General features: G+C 63.5%; 25 protein-coding genes. 13 read left to right on the top strand and 12 right to left on the bottom strand.

The genetic code is table 11. The annotated features are described in order from the left end of the window. Positions 1-45 precede the first annotated feature (45 nt). From DOD19_RS27940 to DOD19_RS13525, 4 genes are all read left to right on the top strand, one after another. Positions 46-174, top strand: coding sequence for a cytochrome oxidase small assembly protein (locus DOD19_RS27940; protein ID WP_239498010.1), 129 nt, complete (start codon positions 46-48; stop codon positions 172-174). A 49-nt stretch (positions 175-223) separates the two neighbouring features. Further along, positions 224-832: a cytochrome c oxidase assembly protein gene (locus tag DOD19_RS13535; RefSeq protein ID WP_112186076.1), complete on the top strand. Its 609-nt coding sequence runs from the start codon at positions 224-226 to the stop codon at positions 830-832. A 4-nt stretch (positions 833-836) separates the two neighbouring features. After that, a complete protein-coding gene (locus DOD19_RS13530; protein WP_024976749.1) occupies positions 837-1,049 on the top strand; it encodes a DUF2970 domain-containing protein in 213 nt (70 codons plus the stop codon). A gap of 89 nt (positions 1,050-1,138) precedes the next feature. Beyond that, entirely contained in the window at positions 1,139-1,999 is an 861-nt protein-coding gene (locus tag DOD19_RS13525; RefSeq protein ID WP_024976748.1) for a cytochrome c oxidase subunit 3, read from the top strand. Between the two features lie 126 nt (positions 2,000-2,125). Here the strand turns inward: DOD19_RS13525 and DOD19_RS13520 are convergent, their stop codons facing one another. Next, on the bottom strand, positions 2,126-2,335 hold the full coding sequence (locus DOD19_RS13520) for a twin transmembrane helix small protein (RefSeq protein ID WP_024976747.1): 210 nt from the start codon (positions 2,333-2,335) through the stop codon (positions 2,126-2,128). A gap of 69 nt (positions 2,336-2,404) precedes the next feature. Between DOD19_RS13520 and DOD19_RS13515 the strand changes: the two genes are divergently transcribed. The 5 genes from DOD19_RS13515 to DOD19_RS13495 all read left to right on the top strand — a co-directional run bounded on the left by DOD19_RS13515 (position 2,405) and on the right by DOD19_RS13495 (position 6,616). After that, positions 2,405-3,175 carry an SURF1 family protein gene (locus tag DOD19_RS13515; protein ID WP_112186074.1) on the top strand — a complete coding sequence of 257 codons (771 nt, stop codon included), beginning with the start codon at positions 2,405-2,407 and terminating at the stop codon, positions 3,173-3,175. Positions 3,176-3,227: 52 nt separating this feature from the next. Further along, on the top strand, positions 3,228-3,884 hold the full coding sequence (locus tag DOD19_RS13510) for a cytochrome c oxidase subunit I (RefSeq protein WP_024976745.1): 657 nt from the start codon (positions 3,228-3,230) through the stop codon (positions 3,882-3,884). Positions 3,885-3,887: 3 nt separating this feature from the next. After that, positions 3,888-4,979 carry a COX15/CtaA family protein gene (locus DOD19_RS13505; protein WP_112186072.1) on the top strand — a complete coding sequence of 364 codons (1,092 nt, stop codon included), beginning with the start codon at positions 3,888-3,890 and terminating at the stop codon, positions 4,977-4,979. Positions 4,980-4,999: 20 nt separating this feature from the next. Then, positions 5,000-5,941 (top strand): heme o synthase, encoded by a 942-nt coding sequence (gene cyoE, locus DOD19_RS13500; protein WP_024976743.1) that lies wholly within the window; start codon positions 5,000-5,002, stop codon positions 5,939-5,941. 69 nt (positions 5,942-6,010) lie between these two features. After that, entirely contained in the window at positions 6,011-6,616 is a 606-nt protein-coding gene (locus DOD19_RS13495) for an SCO family protein (protein WP_024976742.1), read from the top strand. Between the two features lie 68 nt (positions 6,617-6,684). Here the strand turns inward: DOD19_RS13495 and rpoH are convergent, their stop codons facing one another. Then, positions 6,685-7,614, bottom strand: a complete 930-nt coding sequence (rpoH, locus tag DOD19_RS13490; protein WP_024976741.1) for an RNA polymerase sigma factor RpoH — start codon at positions 7,612-7,614, stop codon at positions 6,685-6,687. A 199-nt stretch (positions 7,615-7,813) separates the two neighbouring features. Beyond that, the gene (locus tag DOD19_RS13485) at positions 7,814-10,732 is read right to left on the bottom strand and encodes a diguanylate cyclase (RefSeq protein ID WP_112186071.1); all 2,919 of its coding nucleotides are present in this window, start codon (positions 10,730-10,732) and stop codon (positions 7,814-7,816) included. 241 nt (positions 10,733-10,973) lie between these two features. On the opposite strand from DOD19_RS13485, the gene DOD19_RS13480 reads away from it, so the two are divergent. Then, entirely contained in the window at positions 10,974-11,378 is a 405-nt protein-coding gene (locus DOD19_RS13480) for an OsmC family protein (RefSeq protein ID WP_024976739.1), read from the top strand. 13 nt (positions 11,379-11,391) lie between these two features. Further along, the gene (locus tag DOD19_RS13475; RefSeq protein WP_112186068.1) at positions 11,392-12,261 is read left to right on the top strand and encodes a pirin family protein; all 870 of its coding nucleotides are present in this window, start codon (positions 11,392-11,394) and stop codon (positions 12,259-12,261) included. A 14-nt stretch (positions 12,262-12,275) separates the two neighbouring features. On the opposite strand, the gene ybiB is transcribed toward DOD19_RS13475, so the two are convergent. From ybiB to DOD19_RS13450, 6 genes are all read right to left on the bottom strand, one after another. Next, positions 12,276-13,286 carry a DNA-binding protein YbiB gene (ybiB, locus tag DOD19_RS13470; RefSeq protein WP_112186066.1) on the bottom strand — a complete coding sequence of 337 codons (1,011 nt, stop codon included), beginning with the start codon at positions 13,284-13,286 and terminating at the stop codon, positions 12,276-12,278. 171 nt (positions 13,287-13,457) lie between these two features. Next, complete coding sequence (locus tag DOD19_RS13465; RefSeq protein ID WP_024976736.1) at positions 13,458-14,261, bottom strand: ABC transporter ATP-binding protein; 804 nt, start codon at positions 14,259-14,261, stop codon at positions 13,458-13,460. A 19-nt stretch (positions 14,262-14,280) separates the two neighbouring features. Then, positions 14,281-15,132: a nitrate ABC transporter permease gene (gene ntrB / locus DOD19_RS13460; protein ID WP_024976735.1), complete on the bottom strand. Its 852-nt coding sequence runs from the start codon at positions 15,130-15,132 to the stop codon at positions 14,281-14,283. Positions 15,133-15,187: 55 nt separating this feature from the next. Then, a complete protein-coding gene (locus DOD19_RS13455) occupies positions 15,188-16,468 on the bottom strand; it encodes a CmpA/NrtA family ABC transporter substrate-binding protein (RefSeq protein WP_112186065.1) in 1,281 nt (426 codons plus the stop codon). Positions 16,469-16,646: 178 nt separating this feature from the next. Beyond that, positions 16,647-17,393 carry a hypothetical protein gene (locus tag DOD19_RS27520; RefSeq protein WP_162634370.1) on the bottom strand — a complete coding sequence of 249 codons (747 nt, stop codon included), beginning with the start codon at positions 17,391-17,393 and terminating at the stop codon, positions 16,647-16,649. A 25-nt stretch (positions 17,394-17,418) separates the two neighbouring features. Beyond that, the gene (locus tag DOD19_RS13450; protein ID WP_024976733.1) at positions 17,419-18,057 is read right to left on the bottom strand and encodes an ANTAR domain-containing protein; all 639 of its coding nucleotides are present in this window, start codon (positions 18,055-18,057) and stop codon (positions 17,419-17,421) included. Between the two features lie 148 nt (positions 18,058-18,205). Between DOD19_RS13450 and DOD19_RS13445 the strand changes: the two genes are divergently transcribed. Together DOD19_RS13445 and maiA are read left to right on the top strand one after the other, a co-directional pair. Further along, on the top strand, positions 18,206-18,907 hold the full coding sequence (locus tag DOD19_RS13445) for a fumarylacetoacetate hydrolase family protein (RefSeq protein WP_024976732.1): 702 nt from the start codon (positions 18,206-18,208) through the stop codon (positions 18,905-18,907). 18 nt (positions 18,908-18,925) lie between these two features. Continuing rightward, on the top strand, positions 18,926-19,570 hold the full coding sequence (gene maiA, locus DOD19_RS13440) for a maleylacetoacetate isomerase (protein ID WP_112186063.1): 645 nt from the start codon (positions 18,926-18,928) through the stop codon (positions 19,568-19,570). A 146-nt stretch (positions 19,571-19,716) separates the two neighbouring features. On the opposite strand, the gene DOD19_RS13435 is transcribed toward maiA, so the two are convergent. From DOD19_RS13435 to DOD19_RS27715, 3 genes are all read right to left on the bottom strand, one after another. After that, entirely contained in the window at positions 19,717-20,538 is an 822-nt protein-coding gene (locus DOD19_RS13435; protein WP_112186061.1) for an IS3 family transposase, read from the bottom strand. After that, the gene (locus DOD19_RS13430) at positions 20,535-20,849 is read right to left on the bottom strand and encodes a DUF1153 domain-containing protein (RefSeq protein ID WP_112186059.1); all 315 of its coding nucleotides are present in this window, start codon (positions 20,847-20,849) and stop codon (positions 20,535-20,537) included. Before DOD19_RS13430 ends, DOD19_RS13435 begins: the two co-directional genes overlap by 4 nt. 137 nt (positions 20,850-20,986) lie before the next feature. Beyond that, positions 20,987-21,296 (bottom strand): hypothetical protein (locus tag DOD19_RS27715; protein WP_204360062.1); only part of this gene is annotated, 310 nt, incomplete at its 5' end.

Raw genomic sequence — 21,296 nt, 5'->3', positions numbered from 1 at the left:
CAGGCTGCCGATACTGGCGCCGGCTCCGCGATCCTTCGGACAACGATGTCGAATCCAGAAAAAAGCCCAACGCCCGAGCAACGCGCTGCCAATCGTCGCCTGGGGTTCATCCTCGGCACGATCGCGTTGGTTTTCTTTTTGGGTGTGATTTTCAAGCGCGTGGTGTTCGGCTAGCCCGACAGGCGACGCGCTGATCGCCGAACCGAGATTTCGCGAGACCCCTATGAGCCAGACACCGGCACAGCCGGACCCGACCCAAAACGACAAAGCATTCGAGCGCGGCCTGAACCGGTCCATGCTCGGCAAGCTGGCCGTTGTGGTTGTGATCATGTTCGGCTTCGGCTACGCGATGGTGCCGCTGTACAAGAAGATCTGCGAGCTCACGAACATCAACGTGTTGAACACACGGGATGAAGATGGCGGCGCGCTGCGCAACTCGCAGGTCGACAAGACGCGCACGATCACGGTGGAATTCGATTCGAACAGCCAAGGGCCGTTCCGCTTCCGCCCCGTCAAGAACAGCATGGATGTGCACCCCGGCGAGATCAACCAGATCGTCTACGAGGTGGTGAACAAGGAGGGGCGTACGGTCGAGGCTCAGGCCATCCCCAGTTACGCGCCCAAGCAGGCAACCGAGTTCTTCAAGAAGATCGAGTGTTTTTGTTTCAAGCAGCAGACGCTGACGGCCAACGAATCACGCGAAATGCCGGTGGTGTTTGTGATTGATCCGGATCTTCCCAAGGACGTGAAGACGATCACCTTGTCCTACACTTTCTTTGAAATCCACGCGCCGTCGGCCATTGCGCCGGCGATGCCGAACAAGGGAACGTGAGGACATGGACGAACTGAAGGAAGCGACCAAGCGACGCGCATCATTCGCACAGACGATGAAGGCGGTGTTCTGGTCCTTCTTCGGTGTGCGCAAGGGTCGCGATCATGACCGTGACATGGCGCAGTTGAATCCCGTGCACGTGATCATCGCGGGCATTCTGGCCGCGGTCATGTTTATCGTTGTGCTGCTGTTGATCGTGCGGGCAGTTGTCGGTTGAGGATTGAGAAGGTTGAGGAGACGGCCCGCGAAGCATGGGCTGGGCAACATCGAGTGGATTCCTAAAAAAATAGAGCTGGAGAAAAAGAGATGAGTGCGAATCGAGCAAACGCTCCGTACTACTTCGTGCCCGGGCCCTCGCGGCATCCGATTACGGCAAGCCTTGGCTTGCTGATCGTGCTGCTGAGCTCCGCTGCATGGGTGAATGCTCAGCCGTGGGCACCGTGGACATTCCTGATCGGCCTGCTGTGGTTCCTCTTTGTGCTGCGTGCGTGGTTTGCCGACGCCATCTCCGAATCCGAGACCGGCAAGTACGGCGACCGCGTGGATGCCTCGTTCCGCTGGTCGATGAGCTGGTTCATCTTCTCGGAAGTGATGTTCTTCGCGGCGTTCTTCGGCGCGCTGTTCTATGCCCGCACGATTGCCATGCCGTGGCTCGGCGATCTGAACAACAAGCTGCTGTGGCCCGACTTCAACGCGCTGTGGCCGAACGCCGGCCCGGCCGGCACGGTGACGCCATTCACGACGATGGGTCCGTGGCCGATTCCGACCATCAACACGGCGCTGCTGTTGACCTCCGGCGTGACGCTCACGTGGGCACACCATGCGCTGCGTGAAGGCAAGCGCGCGCAGGTCATCCAGGGCCTGCTGCTGACGATCCTCCTGGGCTTCACGTTCATGGGCTTCCAGGCGTTCGAGTACATCCATGCCTATCACGAACTGAACCTGAAGCTGACCTCGGGTATCTATGGTTCAACGTTCTTCTTGCTGACGGGCTTCCACGGCTTCCACGTGACGATGGGCGCGATCATGCTGTCGGTGGTACTGGGCCGCGTGATCAAGGGCCACTTCACGCCGGAGCATCACTTCGCGTTCGAAGGCGCTGCGTGGTACTGGCACTTTGTGGACGTGGTGTGGCTGGGTCTGTACGTGGTGGTGTACTGGCTGTAAGGCAGTATGGGACTGGGGTGGCGCTGCGTCGCCCCGTAGCTCTGCCGACGACCGGCGAAGACAATGCCGCAGACGGGACACCGCTGCGGCGTTTTCGTTTTTCTGGCGTGAGAGATTTGCCGGTGGCTATTGGCCGAAGCGGATGCCAGTACTGTGAATCCACCCCAGCCGGTTCGCGACCAGGATGAAAATGAACAGCGCGATCGAGAAACCGACGCGGAACATCAACGAGCGAACGGTGCGGTTGCTGTGGCCTTTGTCCCGCATCAGGAAGAACAGCGCGGAGGCAAGGCTGCCGAGGATCAGCAGAAACGCAATGGCAACGACGATGCGCATGGAGGGCTGCGGGTTGGGCGATGAAGGGTTGGAAATGGCTGCCGAGCATTATCTCACCGAGGCCACGCAATGACCGTGCGCGTGCCGATGCGACGTTGGTTTGCGCCTGTCCCGATGCTGGCGGGTGTGGCGCTGATCGCGCTCACGTGCTCGCTTGGGCGTTGGCAGCTTTCGCGTGCGCACGAGCGCATCGAGCGGCAGGCCCGCATCGTGGCGCTGGAAAATGCGCCCGCCCAGCGCATCACTGCTCAGCCCGTGACGGCAGATTCAGTGATGTACCGGCCGGTGCTGCTGCGTGGAACGTTCGACGTGGCGCACACGGTGCTGCTGGAGAATCGCCCACACGTCACCAACGACGTATCGCGCCCCGGTTTCGAGGTGCTCATCCCGCTGAAGCTGGAAGGGGCGGGCGGGCGGGCGGTGTTGGTCAACCGGGGCTGGTTGCCGCGCGATCCGACCGACCGCACGCGCATCGCGCCATACACCACGCCAGCGGGCGAAGTGCAGGTCGAAGGGATGGCGGTGCCACATGCCAGCCGGGTCTTCAGTCTGGGCCGCAAGGATGGCGCGGATGAAGTTGGCCAGCGACTTAGGCAGAATATCGACCTCGACGCGTTCTCGCGCGAAATCGGCGTGCCGCTCCAACCGTTTGTGGTGCAGCAGCAATCCGACGCGCAGGACGGCCTGGTGCGCGATTGGCCGCGTGCAGACTTGGGCGCCGACCGCAATTACGGCTACGCATTCCAGTGGTTTGCGATGGCAGCGGCGGTGCTGGGGTTAATGGTCTTCTACAGCGTGCGGCGTTATCGCCGCCTGGCGGGCACGTCCGGGCCCGCTTGAACACGAACTCGCGTTGCGGCTTAGTGCCGCAGCTGAATGTATTGGGAATCACATGGTGAATCAGGAATCCGCACCCGGCGCGCCCGGCACACTCGGGGCGTCCGAAGATCCGCGCATTGACGCGCGTACGCGCCGCGGCCGCTTGATGATGCTGTTCCTCCTGCTGGTGTGCGCCTCGCCGGTGATCGCGTCGTACCTTGCGTATTACGTCTTCACCCCGGCCGGCGGCAAGGCGGCATACGGCGCGCTGGTCGATCCGCAGCGCCCCATTCCGACCGGCCTGATGGTGCAGGACGAGCACGGTGCTGAAGTGCCCCTCGCCAGCCTGAAGGGCAAATGGCTGATGGTGTCAGTGGATGCCAGCGCCTGCGACGACAACTGCGCGCGCAAGCTTTTCACCATGCGCCAACTGCGCATTGGTCAGGGCCCCGACCGAGACCGCATTGTCCCCGTCTGGCTTGTGACCGACCGCGGCGAAATCGACCCGCGCCTGATCAAAGCCTACAACGACGATTACGGCGCCGTGCGCTTCCTGCGCGCGCCCGAACTGCCGAAGAACTGGCTGGGCGACGGCAAGACGCCGCCCACGGATCATCTCTTCCTGGTCGATCCGCTTGGCAACCTGATGATGCAGTTCCCGAAAGATCCGGACCCGAAGAAGGTGCGCGGGGACATGGCGCGGCTCTTGAAGTACTCGCGCATCGGATAAGCCATGCTGCTGCAACTTGCTTCCATCGGCATCCTGATCGCACTGATCCCGCTGTGCTACGTGCTGGTCAAAGGCGATCGCAACAAGTACCGCAAGCTGGTGTGGATCACTGCTTTCCTGACGCTGGACCTGATCATGTTCGGCAGCTTCACGCGTCTGACCGATTCGGGTCTCGGTTGCCCGGATTGGCCGGGCTGCTACGGCACGTCCAACCCGTTCCACGCACGTGACGATATCCATGCCGCACAGGCCGCCATGCCGAGTGGCCCGGTCACGTGGATGAAGGCGTGGATCGAGATGACGCATCGCTACTTCGCGCTTGCTTTGGGCGTTCTGATCATCACGCTGGTGGTGCTCGCGTGGGTCAAGCGCAAGGAACTGAAGCAATTCCCGTGGTATGCAACGGCCGTGCTCGCACTGGTGTGTGTGCAGGGCGCCTTTGGCGCCTGGACGGTCACGCTCAAGCTACAGCCAGCCATCGTGGTGACGCACTTGCTGTTGGGCATGTCGCTGCTGGCCGCGCTGATCTGGCTCGGCTGCAAGAACGATGTGCCGCGGGTGGTGGATGAGCGTGGCGCGTCATTGCGTGTGGCCGCGGCCATCGGGCTCGTCCTGCTCATTGTGCAGATTGCGCTGGGCGGCTGGGTCAGTACGAACTACGCTGTGCTGGCCTGTACAGATTTTCCGCTGTGCAACGGCCAGTGGGTCCCGCCGATGGACTTTGTGCATGGCTTCACGTTCTGGCGCCAGCTCGGCAAGACCGCGGGCGGCGATTTCATCTCGCACGATGCGCTGGTCGCCATCCATTGGACGCACCGCGTGTTTGCAGTCGTCGTGCTGAGCTATCTGGCGTGGCTGGGCTTGCGCGCTCGTCGCATTGGCGGCATCGGCCGTGTCGCGACAGTGCTGCTCGTCGTGCTGGCCGTCCAATTAGCGACCGGCCTTTCGAACATCGTGCTGGGCTGGCCGCTCCTGGCTGCCGTGGCGCATAACGGCGGCGCGGCCGTGCTGCTACTGCTGATGGTGCGTCTGCATTACCTGATTGGGCTCGCACAAGCGCGGGCGCCGATGTCTGTGGCGGCTGCCGTCGTCTGAAAGCTGTCTGACCGTTTTTTATGAATACCGTGGCAACCCCAACAACTTCCACTCAACTTCCTGGCTGGCGAACGACCGCATCGCAGTATGCGGCGCTGACCAAGCCGCGCGTCACGCAGCTTGCCGTGTTCTGCGCCGTGATCGGCATGTTCCTGGCCACCCCGGGCATGGTGCCGTGGCCGGTGCTGATTGGCGGCGCGGTCGGCATCTGGCTGTTTGCCGGCGCTGCCTTCGCCATCAACTGCCTGGTCGAGCGCAAGATCGACGCGATGATGCGCCGCACGGCCTGGCGCCCCTCAGCCAGCGGTGAGTTGGGCACGCGACAGATCCTGGTGTTCTCGGTGGTGCTGGGCGGTGCGGGCATGTGGACGCTGCACGTGTTCGCCAACGACCTGACGATGTGGCTGACGTTCGCCACCTTCATCGGCTACGCGATCATCTATACCTTGCTGCTCAAGCCGGCCACGCCACAGAACATCGTGATCGGCGGGCTGTCTGGGGCGATGCCGCCGGCGCTGGGCTGGGCGGCCGTCGCCAACAGCGTGCCGGCCGAGGCTTGGATTCTGGTGCTGATCATCTTTACCTGGACGCCACCACACTTCTGGGCGCTCGCGCTGTACCGCCGTGCCGACTACGCCAAGTCCGGCCTGCCGATGCTGCCGATCACGCACGGCGAGAAGTACACGCTGCTGCATATCCTGCTGTACACGCTCATCATGATCGCCGCGACCATCCTGCCGTTCGTCTACGGCATGAGCGGCTATATCTACCTGGCGACGGCGCTGGTGCTCGGTTTCGGCTTTCTCTCGTATGCGTGGCGCATGTACCGCAAGTATTCGGACGCACTGGCGCAGAAGACCTTCCGCTACTCGATCATCTACCTGTCGATCCTGTTTGCCGCACTGCTGGTGGACCACTACTTCAAGTTCGGCCCCGCGCTCATGCAAAGCGCGGCGCTGTGACGCACAGGGCCGCCAGCAAGCATGTGCCGTTGGCGTTACGCTAGGCGGTCTGTTTCCAACACGATGACCATGCTTTCTTTCCGACACTTCCGCGCCGCGCTCTTCGCCATGCTGGCCGTCACCGTGATGGCGCTGACGGCGTGCAGCGACAAGCCCGCTTTCAAGAACCTCGACATCACCGGGTCCAAGAGCTTCGGCACCGATTTCTCGCTGACGGACCACACCGGCAAGCGCCGCACGCTCGAGGATTTCCGCGGCAAGGTCGTCGTCATGTTCTTCGGTTACACGCATTGCCCCGATGTCTGCCCGACCACGCTGGCCGAACTGCGCGCAGTGATGGACACCCTCGGCAAGGACGCCGACCGCGTCCAGGTGCTGTTCGTCACCGTCGACCCGGAGCGCGATACGCAAGACCTGCTGGCCAAATACGTGCCCGCGTTCGATCCGCGCTTCATCGGCCTGCGTCCGGCAAACGAAGCTGAACTGAAGAAGGTCGCGTCCGACTTCAAAGTGTTCTACAGCAAGGTGCCGGGCAGTTCGCCCGACAACTACACCATGGACCACACCGCCGGCAGCTACATGTTTGATCCAAAGGGCAACCTGCGCCTGTTCATCAAGCACGGTCAGGGCCCCGAGCCGATCGCCCACGACATCAAGCAATTGCTCGCCGACTGATCTTCGATCGTCGCACAAAGAAAAAGCCCGCCAGTTTGGCGGGCTTTTTTATGGCGGAGGCGGGCAGCTTAGGCGAAGGCCTGCAGTGCACCCTTCATCTTCTTCATCGCGGCCGATTCGATCTGTCGAATGCGCTCGGCTGACACACCAAACTCGTCAGCCAGCTCGTGCAGCGTCGAGCCGCCCGATCCGTCGTCGTTCACGTTCAGCCAGCGGGCTTCGATGATGCGGCGGCTGCGGTCGTCCAGCTTGGCGAGGGCGGCTTCGATGCCTTCGCTTTGCATACGGTCGTTGCCACGCGCTTCGATCACGCGGGTCGGCTCATTGTGCGTGTCCGCCAGATAGGCGATCGGAGCGAAGGATTCTTCGCCGTCGTCCATCTGGCCTTCGAGCGCGATGTCGCCGCCCGAGAGGCGCGTTTCCATCTCGCGCACTTCTGCGCCCTTGACGTTCAACTCGGCCGCCACGGCGTCGATCTCATCCGACGTGAAGGTCGCCTGCGCGTCCTGCTTGTGGCTGCGCAGGTTGAAGAACAGCTTGCGCTGGGCCTTGGTGGTGGCCACCTTGACCATGCGCCAGTTCTTCAGGATGTACTCGTGCATCTCGGCTTTGATCCAGTGCATCGCGTACGAGACAAGACGCACGCCCTGATCCGGGTCGAAGCGCTTGACGGCCTTCATCAGGCCGATATTGCCTTCCTGGATCAAGTCGGCATGCGGCAGGCCGTAGCCGAGATAGCCGCGGGCGATCGACACCACCAGACGCAGGTGCGAGAGCACCAGACGGCGGGCGGCATCGAGATTGTCGTTGTCGCGATATTCGCGGGCCAGACGTTGTTCTTCTTCGGCCGACAGCATCGGCACACGGTTGACGCTTTGGATATAGGCGTCGATGTTGCCCAGATTGCCAGGGAACGCCAGCGCCCATCCATTACCGGCGTTGCCGGACGGCTGGGTGGCGATTGCGGAAACGGTATTCACGGGGATGACTGCGTTCACTCAGGACTCCTGTCGAAATCCAGTGGAGGTTTGGAAAGGCATCTTAGCACTCCAACCGGATGAGTGCTAATAGGACATTTTTGTCCGGTTAATAGTTCCCGTAAATCAAGGTGTATCCATCGATAGTGTGATGTTTGCGACGCAACAAAAAGCGTGTCATGTCCAGTCATAGACCGTGGCGGGGGTTATCGGTTCTCGACTATGCCGCCGTGTTGCGGCCGCGTGACTTAGCCCAATAAAGTGCGCGATCGGCTTCGCGCAGGGCGGCGTCTGGGTCACGCACTTCGGAGCCCGGGCAGGCGACACCAATGCTCGTCGTGACGTGCAGGACGGTATCGCTCGACAGATTGATGGGCGGCCGGATCGCGCCAACGATCTTCTGCGCGGTGTGCAGCGCATCATCCGGGGCGTCGATCGGGTCGAGCAGGATGATGAACTCGTCACCTGCGAGGCGGGCGACGGTGTCGGTGCGGCGCACGGCACGTTGCAGGCGGTGCGCGACCTCCACCAGCACGGCATCGCCAGCGGCGTGGCCGTAGGTGTCGTTGATGTGCTTGAAGTGATCCACGTCCAGATACAGCACGCCCAGCGGCGCGGGCAGGCGCTGACGGCGTTCCAGCGCGGCGCGCAGGCGCTCGTAGAGTTCGTAGCGGTTGGGCAGGCCGGTGAGGGCATCAAAGCGCGCCATGCGCGAAAGCTCCATCTCGCTGCGCTTGGCTTCGGTTACGTCCTGCACAAAGGCGTAGAAACCGCAGCGGCCGTCGCGCGCTTCTCCGGCATCGGGGACGAGCTGGCCGCGGAAATGCCGGGTGCGGCTGCGCGGGCCGGCGGTGTGCGGCTTTTCGTACCACGGCGCGGTGATCTCGAATTGGACGGATTCTCCGCGCTGGGCGCGCACCAGATACGGTGCCAGCAAGGCGTACGTGCCCGGCGTGAACACCCGTTCCGGCGTTTGGCCGCAGACCTCCTCGGGCGTGCGCTGCAGCCAGCGCGCATGCGTGACGTTGCAGAAGGTGAAGACGCTGTCGGGGTTGATGTGCGACACCAGCAGCGGCGCGTTGTCGAGCACGAGCTTGAGTGCGCGTTCACTGCGCGCCAGGGCCAGCTCGGCGCTGGTGCGGGCCGTCAGATCCTGCAGCACCGAGAAATAGCCGCGCAGCGTGCCGCGATCATCGTAGTCAGGAAAGTAGTGCCCGCTCAGGTAGCGGGGCACGCCGGTGCGCACGGACTGGATCTCGAATTGCACCGGGTAACCGGCCAGCACCTCCGTCATGTAGGGCAGCAGCGCGCGGTAGTCCTCGGGGGTGTAGATGTCGCGCACATGGCGGTCGAGCGTCTCATCTTCATTGCGGCCGAAGGCTTCGAGCAGCGTGCGGCTGGCAAAGCGGACGATGCCGTCGGGGTCGACATAGCTGAGCTGCGCGGGCACGTTGTCGGCCACCAGGCGCAGTTGTTCGCGGCTGGCGCGCAGGGCGTCACGGCGGCGCTCGAGGCTTTCGTTGGCGGTGCGCAGCGCGCGTTCGGACGCGGCCAGCCGGCTGGCAAACGGCCGCACCGTCAGACGGATGGCCAGCACGCTGCCGATCATCAGGCACAGCATGAAGGCCGCAAGCCGCTCGAACTGCACGCGCATCGGGGCGTACAGCTCGGCGCTGGCGATCTTGCTGATCAGTGCCAGACCCGTGTGGCCGATGGGCGTATAGCTGAACGACGTCGGCATGCCGTGGATGTCCTGCCACTGGCCGTAGCCGGCCTCGCCCGCCAACGCCAGGCGCGACGGCAGGGGCCGGTGGTCGACCGTGAGGGGCGGCAGCTCGAACACATAGGCATCGAAGCGCTGCGGAAACGACATGGCGCGGCCGCGCGCATCAAAGCCCGACATCGCCAGCGTTTCCGTCATCCCCGTACCGCGTTGGCTGTTGTAGCGGCCTGTCATATGGGCGAGTGGTTGCTCGGCGACCAGCCAACCGATCTGCATGCCGTCTGCCATGACGGGCGTTTCGGTGCGCATGGCAAAACCGTGTACCCATTGCAGCGTGACACGCTCGGGCGCGAGGCCGACGTGCAGCGGTATCGACAGTTCGGGTTCAAGCGTTTGCGTCCCCAGGCTGACGATGCCCTCGCCCGCGAGCGTACGCAGTTGCAGGTACGAGTAGCCTTGCTCGCGATACGCCTGCAGCGCACGCTCGCTGCGCAGGCGCGCTGCGTTGTCGGCCGGATGGCGCAGCACTTCCTGGATGTGCGTGGCGGCGGCCACCAGGCGGGGGCTTTCCGCGCGCATGGCCAGCAGTCGGTCGAACTCTTCAGCGTAGCTGGACAGGGCTCGCGCCCGTGTGGTGCCGAATGTCAGTGTGGCGCTATCCACCTGGATGATGAACGCCGTGACAGTGGCCCCCAGGCCCGCCAGCACCACACAGCCGCCGCTGATCCACACGATGGTGTCTTCCGGCGACAAGCGCAGGCGCAACAGGCCAGGATGCCGGGCTACCGCGGCGCACAGTGTGCCCGTGATCACCAGCAGCGAGCAGACGGCGGCCGCGTCCGGGGCGTGCCATCGCAGCCACGCCGGGTACAGATATTCGAGTGCCATGGCGCGGCCGAGCAGGTCGCCAGCGCAGAGCAGCATCGCCAAGCCGATGAGTCCCCAGAACCACTGCGCGTGGTGCGGTTTGCGCAGGGTGGGCACGAGGCTGAGAGCCGTCGCCGATGCGGCTACCGCCAGCGCGTGGCTGGGGTGCATGCCGCCAATCCATCCGGTCACCCATTGGCGGCCGAGCCAGGCGTGCAGGCCAGGAAAGTCCAACCCGATCGGCCATCCCGTGATCATCTCGGCCAGCCGCAGCGTGGACAGCACCGCCACCGCGCCGCCCAGCCCGCGAGCCGCCGGGTCTGCCCAGCGCGCGTTTGGTCGTACCGTCCCGAGGAGCAGCGCCCCCAGGCCAGCGCCCAACAGCGTCAGGTTGATCCCCGTGGCAAACACGATCAGCAGGCGGTCCGTGCCCAGCCTCACCGCCCATGGCCAATGCTGCAGCCAGCCGACCATCACGGTCAGCCCAATCAGGACGAGGAGAAAGCCGATGCCGCCGGCAATGGCGACAAGCGGCCGGCGAGGAACCATGCAGGTGACGCGTAAGCGGGGCGGTTTCAGGGCGGATGTCTTCTAACCGGAAGATCGGCGGAAAACCGCGCCGCTTGAGCGTTTCCACCCAAATGGGTGGGCTGAATTGCCATGTCTGCAATGTCGAGTGATCGAAGCGCCAATAAATGCGCTGCACTCCGCACATCGCGCCACCTCCCGTGCCTTCACGCAAGTTAGCTACACTGCCCGGACATCGCAGACACCGTTACAGGAGCCGTCAATGACCATCGTCGTCAGCAAGGACACCGAAGGCCTTTTCCGTCACAAGGTCACCTTCCCCGAAGGCGTGACCTACACTGACGTGCCCAAGCCGACGGGCGAGGGCAGTGCGCCCGATCCGCACGCCTACTTTGACGCGGCCCTGGCCAGCTGCAAGGCGCTGACCGTCACGCTCTATGCGCGCCAGCGCAAGTACCCGCTCGATTCGATCGACGTGGCCGTCGAGCACGACGGCAGCCAGGAGCGCCAGGGCCGCTACAAGCTGCGCACCGTGCTGACCCTGCATGGCGATCTAAGCGACGAGCAACGTGCCGACCTGCTGCGCGTAGCCGGCAAGTGCCCCGTTCACAAGCTGATGACCGAGGTGGAGATCAGCATCGACACCGAACTTGCCGAGCGCGCCTGAGGAGCTTTCCGCCATGACTTCCATTCAGCACATCATCGGCCCGCACGTGCGCGATCTGGGCGGTTTCTCGGTTAAGCGCGTGCTGCCCTCGGCGGCGCGCCAGACGGTGGGGCCGTTCATCTTCTTCGACCACATGGGCCCCGTGGATTTCGCCCCCGGCGAGGGCATCGACGTGCGTCCGCACCCGCATATCGGCCTGGCCACCGTCACGTATTTGTTCGACGGCAGCATGGTCCACCGTGACAGCCTCGGCAGCGTGCAGACCATTACGCCCGGCGATGTGAACTGGATGACGGCCGGCAACGGCATCGTCCACTCCGAGCGTTCTTCGCCCGAGGGGCGTGAAAAGGGCGCCCGCGTGCATGGCATCCAGACCTGGGTGGCGCTGCCGAAGAATCAGGAAAAGGTGGACGCCAGCTTCGCCCATCACGCCGCCGACACGTTGCCCAAGCTCGAATGCCCTGGCGTGCAGGGCGTGGTCATCGCGGGGGATGCGTTCGGGCTGACGTCGCCCGTGAAGGTGAGTTCGCGCACGCTGTATGTGGCGCTGGAACTGGCGGCCGGTGCGTCGCTGGTGATTCCGCCCGAGCATGCAGACCGAGGGCTATATCTTGTCGACGGCGCCGTCAGCATCGACGGCGAGGCGCTCGACCCGCAGCACCTCGCTGTGCTGGAGCCCGGCGGTGACGTGACGCTCACCGCACAGGTGTCGTCACGCGTGATGCTGCTGGGCGGTGACCCGACCGACGGCCACCGCCACATCTACTGGAACTTCGTCGCCAGCGACAAGGCTGACATTGAAGACGCCAAGCAGCGCTGGGAGAACGACACCTTCGCCCACGTGCCGGGCGAGACGGAGCGCATTCCGCTGCCGTCCAAGTAAGACCGAGCGATCGATCAGGCAGCCTGCGCCGGTCGTGCACACCGCACGATCGCGCGGACCTGCTTGGCGATCGGCTCCGGCACCGGCTGCTTGCCGTCGAGCACCGCTTCAATCCACCGCGCCGTTGCCGCCACGTCCGTCCCCGCAGGCAATTCAGGCGGCGTATCGCTCGATCCTTCCACCGCCTCAATCACGGTTTCGTGTGATCCGTCGTGCAGCCACTCCACCGCGCTGCCGCGCCGTGCATCGGCCACGGTCTCGCCTTCGGTGCCGCGTGCGAGCAGCACATTGGCCGGATGGCGCAGGAAGTAATCAGTGAGCGTGTCGCGGTATTCCGGGTGCGTGTAGCTCACCAGCCGTAGCGCCTCGTGCGGTGCGTGTCCGCCAATGGGCTGCAGCATCTTCACCACCGTGTGGGCCGAATTGCGTAGGCCGACGATCTCGCGCTTGTCCAGCAGCGACGCCAACTCGGGCGATAGCACGTCAATCGGCACGAACGCTAGCCGATCGCTCTCCAGGCGCTCGCGGGCGTCGTCCATGTGTTCGCAGACGGGCCAGCCAAGCGCTTCGAACAGTGCGGCCGTGGTGATGCGGCCGTCGAAGCGGCGAATGCCATGCACCAGCACCGGCACCCCTTCGCGCGCCAGCAGCTTGGCCAGCAACGGCACGAGGTTCGGCTGGCGGCGGGCACCGTTGTAGCTGGGGATGACGACCGGCAACGCGCGCTCAGGCGTGTCCGGTGCCGGCAGCGGCCGGCAGTGCGCATGCGAGGCTTCCAGCATGCCGTCGAGTTCTTCCGGGGTCTCGCCTTTGATGCGGTAGGCCATGAGGATGGCGCCGAGCTGCACGTCGGAGATACGGCTTTCCAGCATGGCGGTGAAAAGCGCGCGGGCGTCGTGCTTGACCAAGGCACGGGCGCCGTCTGCGCCGCGGCCGATTTCCTTGATGAAGCGGGCGGCGGGGAAGGGGCCGGTGGAGAGGGCGTCTTCAGCGGCGTTGTCGGGGAGGATGGGGGGAGCGGGCATTGTTCATGGCGCGGGTGATTGGCTTGGGGTTGATCATAGCGCTGTGGATTCTGCGCTGGCGCCATGGGGTGGTTTTTTTGCGTCCTGTGGTGCGTCCCTTGTTTCAGCCCCGGCAGGGGGGCGAAAGGGAGGCAGACCACCAAGGCCAAAACCCAGATCCAACAACAGACCTCAAGCCGCCTCCGCCACCGGATGCCGCTGCTTCCGATAAAGAAAATCCAGCACCGCAGTCCGACAAGCGTGATACGCCGGATCATCCGCCAACGCCATCCGATCCCGTGGCCGCGCCAGCTCCACCTTCAACACTTCACCGATGGTGGCAGCTGGTCCATTGGTCATCATCACGATCCGGTCAGCCAACAAAACAGCTTCATCCACGTCATGGGTGACCATAACCACCGTGCTGCCGGTGGCGGCAACAATCTTCAGCAGCTCATCCTGCAGATGCGCGCGCGTGAGTGCATCCAGCGCGCCAAAGGGCTCATCCATCAGCAGCACCTTCGGCTCCATGGACAGCGCCCGCGCAATCCCCACCCGCTGCTTCATCCCGCCGGAGATCTCGTGTGGATGCTTCTGCTCAGCATGCGTGAGCCCCACCAGCGCCAGCGCCGCATGCGTGCGCTCACGCAATTGGGCCTTCGTCTCGGTCTTGCCAAACACACGCTCGACGGCGAGATACACGTTGTCAAAGCACGTGAGCCAAGGCAGCAGCGAGTGGTTCTGAAACACCACCGCCCGATCCGGCCCTGGTCCGGCGATCTCCCGTTCGGCCAGGATCAACCCACCAGTGGTCGGCCGCGTGAGCCCGGCAATGAGATTGAGCAACGTCGATTTGCCGCAGCCCGAGTGGCCGATCAATGCGATGCACTCACCGCGCGCGACGGTCAGGTCGATGTCGCGCAGGGCAACGAACGGGCCCCTCTTGGTCTTGAACGTCTGCCCGACGTTTTCGATGCGCAGGAATTTGTCTGTCATGGCGATCCCCCCATTTACCTCAAACCGCGTCGTATGAGAAGCGCCGTGCAATCGCCAGCAGCGCGTGCTCCAGCAGCAAGCCCACCACCCCAATCACGAAGATGGCGATGACGATGTGCTCGACCTTCAGGTTGTTCCACTCGTCCCACAGCCAGAAGCCGATGCCGACACCGCCGGTGAGCATCTCTGCCGCCACGATCACCAGCCACGCGGTGCCGATGGACAACCGCACGCCCGTCAGCATGTACGGCAGCACGGCGGGAAACAGCACGCGCGTGAACACCTTCCACTCAGACAGGTTCAGCACACGCGCCACGTTCAGGTAGTCCTGCGGCACGCGCGTCACGCCCACGGCGGTGTTGATGACCATCGGCCAGATCGAGCAGATGAAGATCGCCCAGATGGCCGCCGGGTTGGCCGACTTGAACAGCAGCAGCCCGATCGGCAGCCACGCCAGCGGCGACACCGGCCGCAGCAGGCTGATGATGGGCGAGGCCATCGCATTCAGAAACGCAAAGCGCCCGATGATGAAGCCCGCCGGAATGCCGATGACCGCGGCCATGCCGAAGCCCGCACCCACGCGCGCCAGCGACGCCAGCACGTTCCAGCCCACACCTTGGTCATTCGGGCCATTGCGGTAGAACGGATCGGCAAACAGTGTGACCGCCGCTTTCCACGTCACCGCCGGTGTGGGCAGCGCCGGGATGGCCGAGGCGATGCCCTGCCAAGCCAGCACGAACAGTGCGAAGCCCAGCGCGGGCGGAAAGCCTTTCACTACAGCTGCAACAAACCAGTCGCGCGCAACCAAGCGGCGACGTTCAGGGGCGGCGTCGGACTGCACGCCGGACAACGTTTTGACGAGCGTGTTCATGTCGGGCTCCATCGACGTGAGGGACCGCAATCAGAAATTCAGGAGGGCAGCAGCGTCAGGCTTTCAGCTTGAAGCCGTCGGCATATGCGGCGGGGTTCTTCGCATCCCACACCACGCCGTCGATCAGCTTGGCGGTGCGCATGTCGCTCTTGGGCAGCGGTGTGCCGGTGGCGGCAGCGGCTTGCTTGAAGATGTCGACGCGGTTGACCTGCTTGGCCACGGCCAGGTAATCCGGATGCGCCTTCAGCAGGCCCCAGCGCTTGTGCTGCGTGAGGAACCACATGCCGTCTGACAGGTACGGGAAGTTGACCGCCCCATCGTGATAGAAGCGCATCGGGTCCGGGTCGTCCCAGGTCTTGCCCAGACCATTCGAGTAGCGGCCCAACATGCGGTCGAGAATGATGTCCATGTCGGTGTTGACGTAGGACTTGGCGGCAATGGTCTCGGCCGTCTTGCGGCGGTTCGATGCCGACGCATCGATGAACTTGCTTGCCTCCAATACCGCAGCCGTGAGCGCGCGTGCCGTGTTCGGATACTTCTGCACGAACTCCGCCGTGGTGCCCAGCACCTTCTCCGGATGGTCTTTCCAGATGGCCTGTGTGGTCTCGGCGGTAAAGCCGATGTTGTCGGCAATCGCGCGGGCGCCCCACGGCTCGCCCACGCAGAAGCCATCCATGTTGCCCACGCGCATGTTGGCCACCATCTGCGGCGGCGGCACGGTGATCGCCTTGGCGTCCTGCAGCGGGTGGATGCCGTGCGCGGCCAGCCAGTAGTACAGCCACATCGCGTGCGTGCCGGTCGGGAAGGTCTGCGCGAACACATATTCGCGCTTGTCCTTCGCCATGACGGCCTTCAACGACGTGCCGTCCTTGACGCCTGCTTCCTTGAGCTTGGATGACAGCGTGATCGCCTGGCCGTTGTTGTTGAGCGTCATCAGCACGGCCATGTCCTTCTTGGGGCCGCCGATGCCGAGCTGCACGCCGTAGATCAAGCCGTAGAGCACGTGCGCCGCATCCAGGTCGCCCGACACGAGCTTGTCGCGCACGCCGGCCCACGAGGCTTCTTTCGACGGCGTGATCTTGATGCCGTACTTCTTGTCGATGCCCAGCGTGGACGCCATGACCACCGAGGCGCAGTCCGTGAGCGGGATGAAGCCGACCTTCAGCTCCGTCTTCTCGGGCGCATCGGAGCCAGCGGCCCAGGCACCGGCACGCACCAGCGGATCGATCAATGCCACGGCACTGCCTCCTGCAATCGTCGCCGCGGCTTTCATGATGCTGCGGCGCTTGGGGTTGATCGGATTGACGAAGGCGTCGGTCTTGTCTGGCGCGGCCATCCATGGCTCCAAAGAAAAGGCGTCCCGACGCGCGCCATCGACCATCGCAGAGAAGGGGTCGCAGAGCTGTGCGTCGGGACGCCGTTGTCCCATGCCGATACCCACGTTGGCATCGGCTTCGCAGCGACACTCGCAAGGGGTATGCCAACGTTGAGCAATGGGGCTCGGCGTTCCGAGTTCAGAGCTCGGCGCGCGAGGCTTTTAGCTCGGCGGTTGAGGTTAGGAACCCGGCGCGCGAGGCTTTTAGCTCGATGGCTGAGGTTCGGAACTCGGCGCGTGAGGCTTTTAGCTCGGCGGATGGGGTTCGGAACTCGGCGCGTGAGGCTTTTAGCTCGGCGGATGGGGTTCGGAACTCGGCGCGTGAGGCTTTTGGCTCGGCGGTTGAGGTTCGGAACTCGGCGCGTGAGGCTTTTAGCTCGACGGTTGGGGTTCGGAACTCGGCGCGTGAGGCTTTTAGCTCGACGGTGGGGGTTCGGAACTCGGCGCGTGAGGCTTGTTGCTCGGCCGTTGGGGTTCGGAACTCGGCGCGTGAGGCTTGTTGCTCGGCCGTTGGGGTTCGGAACTCGGCGCGTGAGGCTTGTTGCTCGGCCGTTGGGGTTCGGAACTCGGCGCGTGAGGCTTGTTGCTCGGCCGTTGGGGTTCGGAACTCGGCGCGTGAGGCTTGTTGCTCGGCCGTTGGGGTTCGGAACTCGGCGCGTGAGGCTTGTTGCTCGGCCGTTGGGGTTCGGAACTCGGCGCGTGAGGCTTGTTGCTCGGCCGTTGGGGTTCGGAACTCGGCGCGTGAGGCTTTTAGCTCGACGGTTGGGGTTCGGAACTCGGCGCGTGAGGCTTTTAGCTCGACGGTTGGGGTTCGGAACTGAGCCTGTGAGGTCCGGAAAGCCGCGCGCGACTGGTGCGTTTCCAGCGCCGGAGTTGTGCGACGCACCAAAACTGGGCGGTGGCCCGACCGCTCAACTGGCCATCACATCGATGACGCGTTGGGCGGCTTCCACCAGCTTGATGTTGCGGTCCATGGCCATTTTGCGCAGGCGCTTGAAGGCGTCGTCCTCCGACAGGCTCATCTGCTTCATCAGCAGGCCCTTGGCGCGTTCGAGCACCTTGCGTTCGGCCAGCTGCGTCTTGGCGGTATCCAGTTCGGCGCGCAACGCACTCTCGTGCTCGAAGCGAGCGTAGGCCACGTCCAGCACGGCCTTGACGCGCGTGGGCTTGATGCCGTCGACGATGTAGGCCGTGATGCCGGCGGCAAACGCCGTCTTGATGCGTGTGGCGTCGTCGTTGTCGGTAAACAGCACGATCGGGCGCGGCGCGTGCTGTGTGGCCACGCAGACGTGCTCGATGGTGTCCCGCGCGGCCGATTCGGACGCGACGATCACCATGTCGGGCTGTGTCTCTGCAATGCGCTCCGGCAGCGTCAGGTCGGCATCCGCCAGGCCCACGTCAACAAAACCGGCCTCCGCAAGGCCGGCGCGGATCAGCTCCAGGTTGATCTGTTCAGCATCGAGCGGATCGCGCACGAGCAGCACGCGCATCGGCGCGGCCGGGTGCAGGGCGGCAGGCGGGGCAGATGGGGCGGGCGGTTTCGTTTGCATGGTGCAAAGTGGGGCAGGGTGCACGCCACTCATGCAAGAACCGCGCCGGGCCGGTGCGGGTGTATTCTCGCAAACTCGTCGGTCGCCGGGGGGCGGTGGCCGCAGTGTCCCCACCTGTTCCAATCCAGCTTAGTCCCAGGAGACCCGCATGACCGAGTTCGTCGTCACCCCGCCCGCCGTCAATGGCATTCCCGTCCGTGGCGGGCATGGCCAGTTTCCGGTGCGCCGCGTGTATTGCGTCGGCCGCAACTACGCCGCCCATGCCCGCGAGATGGGCTCCGACCCCGACCGCGAACCGCCGTTCTTCTTCTGCAAGCCGGCCGACGCCGTGCGCTACATCCCCGACGGTGAGACCGGCCAGTTCGTCTACCCGACCGAAACCAAGGATTGCCACTACGAGATCGAACTCGTGGTCGCCATCGGCACGGGCGGCCGCGACATCTCTGTGGAAACCGCAGCCAACCACATCTACGGTTACGCCGTCGGCCTGGACATGACGCGCCGCGACCTGCAGAACGCCGCCAAGAAGGGCGGTCGCCCGTGGGAAACCGGCAAGGCGTTCGACGGCTCGGCACCCATCGGGCCGATCGTCCCGGCCAAGGATGTCGCCCACGCAGACAAGGGCGCCGTCACGCTGTCGGTCAATGGCCGCGAACACCAGCGCGGTGACCTGTCGGACCTGATCTGGTCGGTGCCGGAAACCATTGCGTATCTGTCGCGCCTGTTCGAACTGCGCCCCGGCGATCTGATCTACACCGGCACGCCCGAAGGCGTCGGCCCGGTCGTCGTCGGCGATTTGATGGTCGGCAAGATCGACGGCGTGGGCGAGCTGCATGTGAAGGTCATTTGAGCGGAAGAGTCAGAAGCCATGTCGATCAAGCTGTATAACTACTTCCGCAGCTCGGCGTCGTTCCGTGTGCGCATCGCCCTGGAGTTGAAGGGCTTGCCGTACGACTACGCGCCGGTGCACCTGCTCAAGGGCGAGCAGATGGCGCCCGACTTCGTCAAGCTGAACCCCGACGCGCTGGTGCCCGTGCTGTGCGACGGCAACGACGTGCTGAACCAGTCCTTGGCGATCGTCGAATACCTGGAAGAGACACATCCCGAGCCCACGCTGCTGCCGGGCTCGCCAAGCAACCGCGCCCACATCCGTGCGATTGCGCTGGCCATCGCGTGCGAGATCCATCCGCTGAACAATCCGCGCGTGCTCAAGTATCTGAAGAACACCTTCAACGTGGAAGAAGAGGCGCGCAACGACTGGTACCGCCACTGGGTGAAGCTGGGGTTTGCAGCATTGGAGACGCGGCTGTCGGCGTCACCGCTCACGGGCGCCTACTGTGTTGGCGACACGCCGACGCTGGCGGACGTGTGCTTCGTGCCGCAGGTGTTCAACGGCAAGCGGTTTGATGTGGCGGTGGAGGATTACCCGACGCTTGCGCGCATCTTTGAGCACTGCATGGCGCAGGAGGCGTTTCAGAGGGCTGCGCCTGGGGTGCAGCCGGATGCGGCGTGATTGAGATGTGGGGCGTCGCGGTGGCGACGCCTTTTTTTGCGCCATCGGACATCCAACCCTAGGAACAAAAGTCGGTTCGCTAGTTGTTGATAGAGATGATCTGGATCGTCGGCTTACTTGTAATGACCCAGCGAAACCTGCACAGGTTAAGCGGCTAAAGCGAACGCCTCGGCCGGGGTCTTCATCTTCAGCGCCTGGTGGGGCCGTCGATGGTTGTAGAACTGAATCCAGTCGGCGATTGCGCGGTTGGCATGCCGCAGGGTCTCGAAGCGATGTCGGTGCACGCATTGCTCCTTGAGCGTGCGGATCACGCGCTTGACCATCCCGTTCTGCTGCGGGCAGTGCGGCGTGATGAACTCCTGGCGCAGGCCATAACCACGCACCAAGGCCGTGTAATCGCGGCTGGTAAAGACCAAGCCGTTGTCGCTGCGAAGCAGGAATGGCGTCGGAACCTTTCCCAGCGTACCGAACCGGGCGATCAACGCATGTTCCAGCGCGCTCGACGCCGTGGTGGCCTTCCCGCTGCGCGACAGATGCCAGCCGAGTAGCTCTCGCGTGTGGCAGTCGATCACCAGCGCCAACGTCGCCCAACCGTCTCGTCCTGCCCAGACGCGGCACATATCGGTTGACCAGCGCTCGTTCGGTGCGGTGGCCACCGATGGCATGGCCTGAACGCGCGGCCGGAAGCCAATTGGCCGCTTGCGAACCTGCCACCCCTTCAACTGGAAGATGCGTTGGACCGTGTTCTTGTTGAATCCCAGTAGGTGTGCGACCGTGCGATAGCCGAACGACGGCGACTCTTCGATCATCGCCTTGATCGGCTCCGCGAAGCGGGCCTGTACCTTCGGTTCTGCCTTCACTGGCCGGTAGTACACCGTGCGGCGCGGTACGTTAAACCACCGGCACAGCTTCGAGATCGAGACGGTAATGCCTTCAGCCTGCAGTCCCTGGCGGATCGTCTCGATCACTTGTCGTCCTCGCCCAGCAGGGACTGCAATTTTTTTCTCGCACGCAGCTCCAGCATGGCTTCGCCGTACGCCTCCTGCAGGTCCTTGATCTGCCGCTCGTATTGCTCTTTCACGTCCAGCGGGTTGGCACGCAGCGCGTTCTCCATGCCCCGCTTGCCGTCCTCCACCCACCCCTCGACCTCGGAGGGCGACAGATCATAGGCCCTGCTGGCCTCCGCTACCGTCGTCTTGCCCTGAATGATGTCCAGCACCAGCGCGCTCTTGCGCTTGGCCGTCCAGCGTTTGATGTCTTCTTCCATCTTCGTGCTCATCGTCTTTTCTCCTGTTGTGACGTGAGCAGGTTTTCACTGGGTCATTAAATAACTCCTGAATCTCGAATTGAGAAGAAAGAAAAATCCCGCTGAGAACGTATTTTGCTTTTATATCTGTTTTTTATTCTGCCTCTTCTTTACCATTGCGACATTTCTAAGAGATTTTTAAGGAATGAATTTTGTGCCTTCCTGAGTCCATAGAGGCATTCCTCATAAATTGCAGGATACATGGTTCCATCGGAACTCCTTTCCCATTTTGCGCCCGCGTCTCGTTGTAGCTCGCAAAATTTTTCAGCGTGCGATTGCGAAGTCATGTATTCGTCCAATAGTCGAGCATGAGAATTTCCATGGGGAATTGATTTCGAAACACTCTTGTAAATTATCTCGTTCTCTTTTGTGAGATTAATTCTTAGTGCTTGGTAACATTGCGCATCCCCGTATCCACCC

This window comes from Ralstonia sp. GX3-BWBA (assembly GCF_003290055.1).
Lineage (GTDB): Bacteria > Pseudomonadota > Gammaproteobacteria > Burkholderiales > Burkholderiaceae > Ralstonia > Ralstonia holmesii.
The sequence above is the reverse complement of the archived record's forward strand: the minus strand, read 5'-3'. Positions and strand labels throughout refer to the sequence as shown.